This is a genomic window from Candidatus Sordicultor fermentans (genome assembly GCF_012728195.1).
Taxonomy (GTDB): Bacteria; Atribacterota; Atribacteria; order Atribacterales; family Caldatribacteriaceae; genus Sordicultor; species Sordicultor fermentans.
In genome coordinates, this window is sequence record NZ_JAAYFP010000141.1 from 1 (window position 1) to 4,580 (window position 4,580).

Genomic DNA, 4,580 nt, shown 5'->3' on the forward strand with positions numbered 1-4,580 from the left:
AAAAAATGCTTCTCTCAAAAACCCTTCCCTTACCTACTTTCTTGTAGTCAACTATAGAACTATAATGCGAGCCCTATTCCACCTTCAGCTTAAGGAGGATAGCCTGCAAATAGAATGATTTGTGTCGAGATTTTTAGTTGAGACAATTCGGATACTTGAAAAAAACATTCTTCATGTTATTATATTAGTGTATAAGAGCGGAAATAGCTCAGGTGGTAGAGCATCGGCTTCCCAAGCCGAGGGTCGCGGGTTCAAATCCCGTTTTCCGCTCCATTTTTTTTCCAAACCAATTTCAGCCATTTTTACTTTTCATTTTGCCTTTCCTAACTCCTGAAGCCGTTACTCATAAAAAAGGGATTCAAAATGGGGAAGGTTTTAAAATTAGCTAAACCTAAAACTTGGGAGAGTATTTTGAGGAATTTCTTTGTTAAAACAAGTTGAAGGCTTAAGACCACGCACTCCTCACATCTTTTTCTATGTTGGAGGCTATCATTATAAAATATTTATTAAATATTTTATATTTTATTAATTTTCCAAAAAAGCTATTGACAAAAAATAATAACCAGCTATAATACCCTTCGGACTGAAAATGAGTAATTGAAAAGTTATAAACTTAGAAAATCCCCTCCTTGCATCTATGGGGAGTTATCTTCTAACAAGATAACTCCCCATAGATGTTTTTTAGGGCACAGAAAATTCTACAGTTCCAAAAAGGGAAGGCACAGCATAGACACCCGGAGTAGGCGACCAGGCACTGAATTCTTCTTGTTTTAAATTGTTGCGATAAAAATTTATCCCCCACTCTTCTCCCCCAGAAGGTGGCTCTTTGGTTATTTCAGAAAAAGGAATAGCTACCTCCAGAGAGTAAAGATGATTCTCCTCCATAACTCCAGCTTTCCAGTTTCCATTCCAAGCTGCTCCTTGCAAAGAAGAACCATCGTATTGAGCACCAACCAGATTGGTTACCAGCTGATAGTAGAAACTTTTACTCTTACCCGGGTCCAGAAAAATTTCTACCGAGTCATCATAGAATGCCGGTCCGTCTCTTTGAGTAACGGAAAAAACAACTTCATCAGGATTTTTCTCAAAGAAAAAGGCAACATATAAGTTTTGAGAGTCATAAAGGAGAGCCACTCTGGTATCCTGGCTGGCTTCTCCTTCTCCAGTAATAAGAGTAAAATCGGCCTGCCAGTGGGCAGATTCCCATATCTCTTCCAAAACACCATCAGGTACAACAGGAGTACCGGTATAAAGAGCAGTTACTCGTCGGGCGTTCTCCTGATAATAAGATACAGGCTTAACTTCAGGGGGAAGTTCTCGAGGAACTGATAATTCCTCAATGGTGGGAGGAGAAGGTTTTTCATGGAAAGGGCCAGCAGCCAGGAAACTCAAGGTTTGGTCGGTAAGATAAGGATAAGCAAAAATGGATACTCCTTGCGATTTTGCTTCTCGAGCAATGGTAATCTCCTGAGCAATGGAATGGTCAGAAAGATTAACTCCCCAGATTCCGCTATAAAAAGGCGCAGAAGAAGAAAGAAAAGTGTTTATCCAGAGTAATAGACCCTTAAACTCTGGAGGTCTGGAGCTATAAGTCATAGGGATAAAAACGTCAAAAAGCCCCAGTTCTGCCCAGCGAGGCCAATCTTGCAAAGACCTGGGATTCAGCTCTTCTGGAAAACCCTGGGGTTTAACTGCACAGGAGAAAATTAAGTGAGGCAACGAATGACGCAGCTCTTCTGAAATGTAAGTCACAAAATCTGTTAAAAATTGAGCGCGTGTTTTATTCCACTCCCGATAAAAAGCCGGTTGGTTCAGGGGGCTAATTTCCCGGGGGTCGACGCCATACTCCTCTTTAAACTTCTGGCAATGTTCTGGAGCGTAGCAAGCATCAGCTAACGTCGGGTCGGGAAAACGAAGATAATCAAGATGAATCCCATCTATGGGGTAATTTTTGCCCACCTCCTGGAAAAGCTGAGAATAAAACTCCTTCACCTCCGGGTGTTCCGGACAAATCCAGAAAAAGTGGTTATTTCCTTGCTGGTAACCAGTGCTCCCGTCTCGGTTAATGGCACTCCACTGGGGATAGCGAGAAAGTAAGGCTCCAGGCTCGTTGAGTCCCACATAAAACATATCAAACCACACGTGCACCTGTAAAGAAAGACGATGAGCCTCTTCCACAATTATTTTCAAAGGGTCAATGCCCGCCTCCTCGAAAGTGGACATTTGAGAAGGCAACCCCTGAGAAGATAAAAAAGGAGAAGGATAAATGGTTTCACCCAAATAAAAGGACTCCACTAAAATAGCATTGAAATTAGCCGAATGCACGCGCCTGACCATATCCCGAATGCCGTCCTCGGTCAGGGGGATGCTCCGCACATCTATCCATATTCCTTGAAAGAAAGTAGCAGCACAAACGGCGGAACAAAAACAAAGCCACCCCAGACAAAAACTTACAATTAAACCTAAAACAAATCTTTTCATGGCCGTATTATCTCAAAGAAACACTAAAAATGCCATCTCGGTACCGACTTTCTCTTAGAGAAGAAGTTTTCCCCAAAAATTGAGGGCGAAGGCCTTACCCCTCTTCTTACTAAATCTCTGATTCTAAAGATATAAACTCAAATAAAGGAATTAGTTGTATAATCGGAGAAAGTGAACTTAACATTGGAGGAGGGCTAATTCTTGATTCAACTTATAAAAATCGCTTTGGTCTTCATTGTAATTTTGATTTCTTTACGATATAAAATAAATTTAGGGGTGACTCTTGCCATAGCAGCCCTTCTACTTCTTCTTTTCTCTGCCGTTGCTCCCATCGAAAGCCTGAAGATAGTGATAAGCACCTTTGGGGATTATTCTAATCTCAATTTAATGGCCAACATAGTATGCATTACCATTCTGGGAAACGTTCTTTCCTACACCGGTCAACTAAACCTATTGGTAAAATCCACCCAAACTCTTTTTAAGAACCCCCGATTGGTTTCTCTGGCCCTTCCTGCTCTCGTGGGAATTCTCCCTATGCCAGGTGGAGCTATTTTCTCTGCCCCATTGGTAGAAGCTTCTCGCACCTCACCTCATACACAAGGAGAAATTTTAGCTTTCATCAATTATTGGTTTCGCCATATCTGGGAATATTTTCTTCCTCTTTATCCAGCAATTCTTTTAGTCTCTTCTCTATCGGGTTTGTCTCTTCCCTGGATAGTAATACACCACCTTCCTTTTTTCGTTCTGGCTATTATAGGAGGCTGGTTAGTGGTTAGAAAAATGGAGGTAGAAAACTCCCCCGACCCACCCGGAAAGGTCAATTTTTATGAGATTATTCAACCTTTTATTCCTTTAATCCCTCCGGTTTTAGTAGTATTTTTAGGAATTCCAATCTGGGTGGGAGGCATGATAGGGCTAATCTTGGCTATTTTCCTTGGCAAATTATCTTTTTCTCAGATTATCTCCGCTATGTTCCAGAATTTTCCCTGGTCAATAATGATTGATGTAGCTGGAATTCTGATATTCAAAACCGCCATTACTCAAGGCGGTGTTCTTCAGCCAGTGGTAGACTTCATGATTTCTCAGAATATGCCGGTAATCCTCTTAGGTTTGGTGCTGGCCTTCTTTATTGCTCTCGTAAGCGGGCTAACGTCGGCTTTTGTAGGAGTTAGTTTTCCTTTAATTTTACCTCTTCTGTCTCTTGCTTCTTTAGAGAAAGCGATTCCTCTCCTCTATATTGGAGGATATCTGGGAATTATTTTCTCTCCCACCCATCTCTGTCTCATTCTTTCCTGCCGATATTTTAAGACTGATATAGAGAAAGTATATCGACTGCTTCTCTGGCCCAGTATCCTGGTTTTTTCCTGGGGAGTAATCTGGTATTTTATATAGTAGGAGACCGTGGTGCATAATAAAGTACAAATACCAAAAAAATTAAAATAGCATGCCATAATCTCTCTAAAGAGTGAAAGAACAGGTTATCAGGAATACTGCGAGGATGTAATGTAAAAATTGCGATTGAGAAAAAAATCAGAGCAAAAAGGTAAAAGGAAGCCTCACCCGGATTCCTTTCTCTTCCTCTCTTTAAAAGCCCTCTTTTCCATCGCTCTTCCGGGGTGAAAGTGAGAGTGAAATTCCCACAAGTTTGTCATTCCTAAACGTATTTATCAGAAATCCAAACTACAAGGGGAAACCCCCTATCACCCTAAAAAGCAAAAAAACAAAAATCTGAAAAGTAAATGCCACTGGTGGGAAAATCCTCCCCCAGTAAAAACATATGGATTCCCAATAAAAGATTTTGGGAATGACAGAAAAGAAGGTCGTTACCCCTGAACGCCTCTATCATCCTCAAGTCTCTCATTCCTGAGTGTCTCTATCAGGAATCTAAATTGCTTAAGGGCGAAAATATCTGGATTCCCGCCCGAATTTCGGGAATGACGGAGGGAGAGGTCATTCCTGAGCGGTTCTACGAGGAATCTAAATAATGGGAGGAGATGCTCCTATGGTTCCAAAAAGAAAAAAGCAAAAGCATGGATTCCCGATAAAAAATTTCGGGAATGACGGAAAGTACTATAAAGGGGCGTTGCCCCCTTATAAAC

At 41.2% G+C, this 4,580-nt stretch carries 2 protein-coding genes and 1 tRNA gene; 2 read left to right on the forward strand and 1 reads right to left on the reverse strand.

The features are described 5' to 3' along the window. Positions 1 to 197 precede the first annotated feature (197 nt). A tRNA-Gly gene (locus GXZ17_RS07530) sits at positions 198 to 273 on the forward strand. 408 nt (positions 274 to 681) lie between these two features. On the opposite strand, the gene GXZ17_RS07535 is transcribed toward GXZ17_RS07530, so the two are convergent. Next, the gene (locus tag GXZ17_RS07535) at positions 682 to 2,481 is read right to left on the reverse strand and encodes a family 10 glycosylhydrolase (RefSeq protein WP_409376679.1); all 1,800 of its coding nucleotides are present in this window, start codon (positions 2,479 to 2,481) and stop codon (positions 682 to 684) included. 201 nt (positions 2,482 to 2,682) lie between these two features. Between GXZ17_RS07535 and GXZ17_RS07540 the strand changes: the two genes are divergently transcribed. Beyond that, positions 2,683 to 3,873, forward strand: a complete 1,191-nt coding sequence (locus tag GXZ17_RS07540) for a DUF401 family protein (RefSeq protein WP_409376680.1) — start codon at positions 2,683 to 2,685, stop codon at positions 3,871 to 3,873. Positions 3,874 to 4,580: the final 707 nt, after the last annotated feature.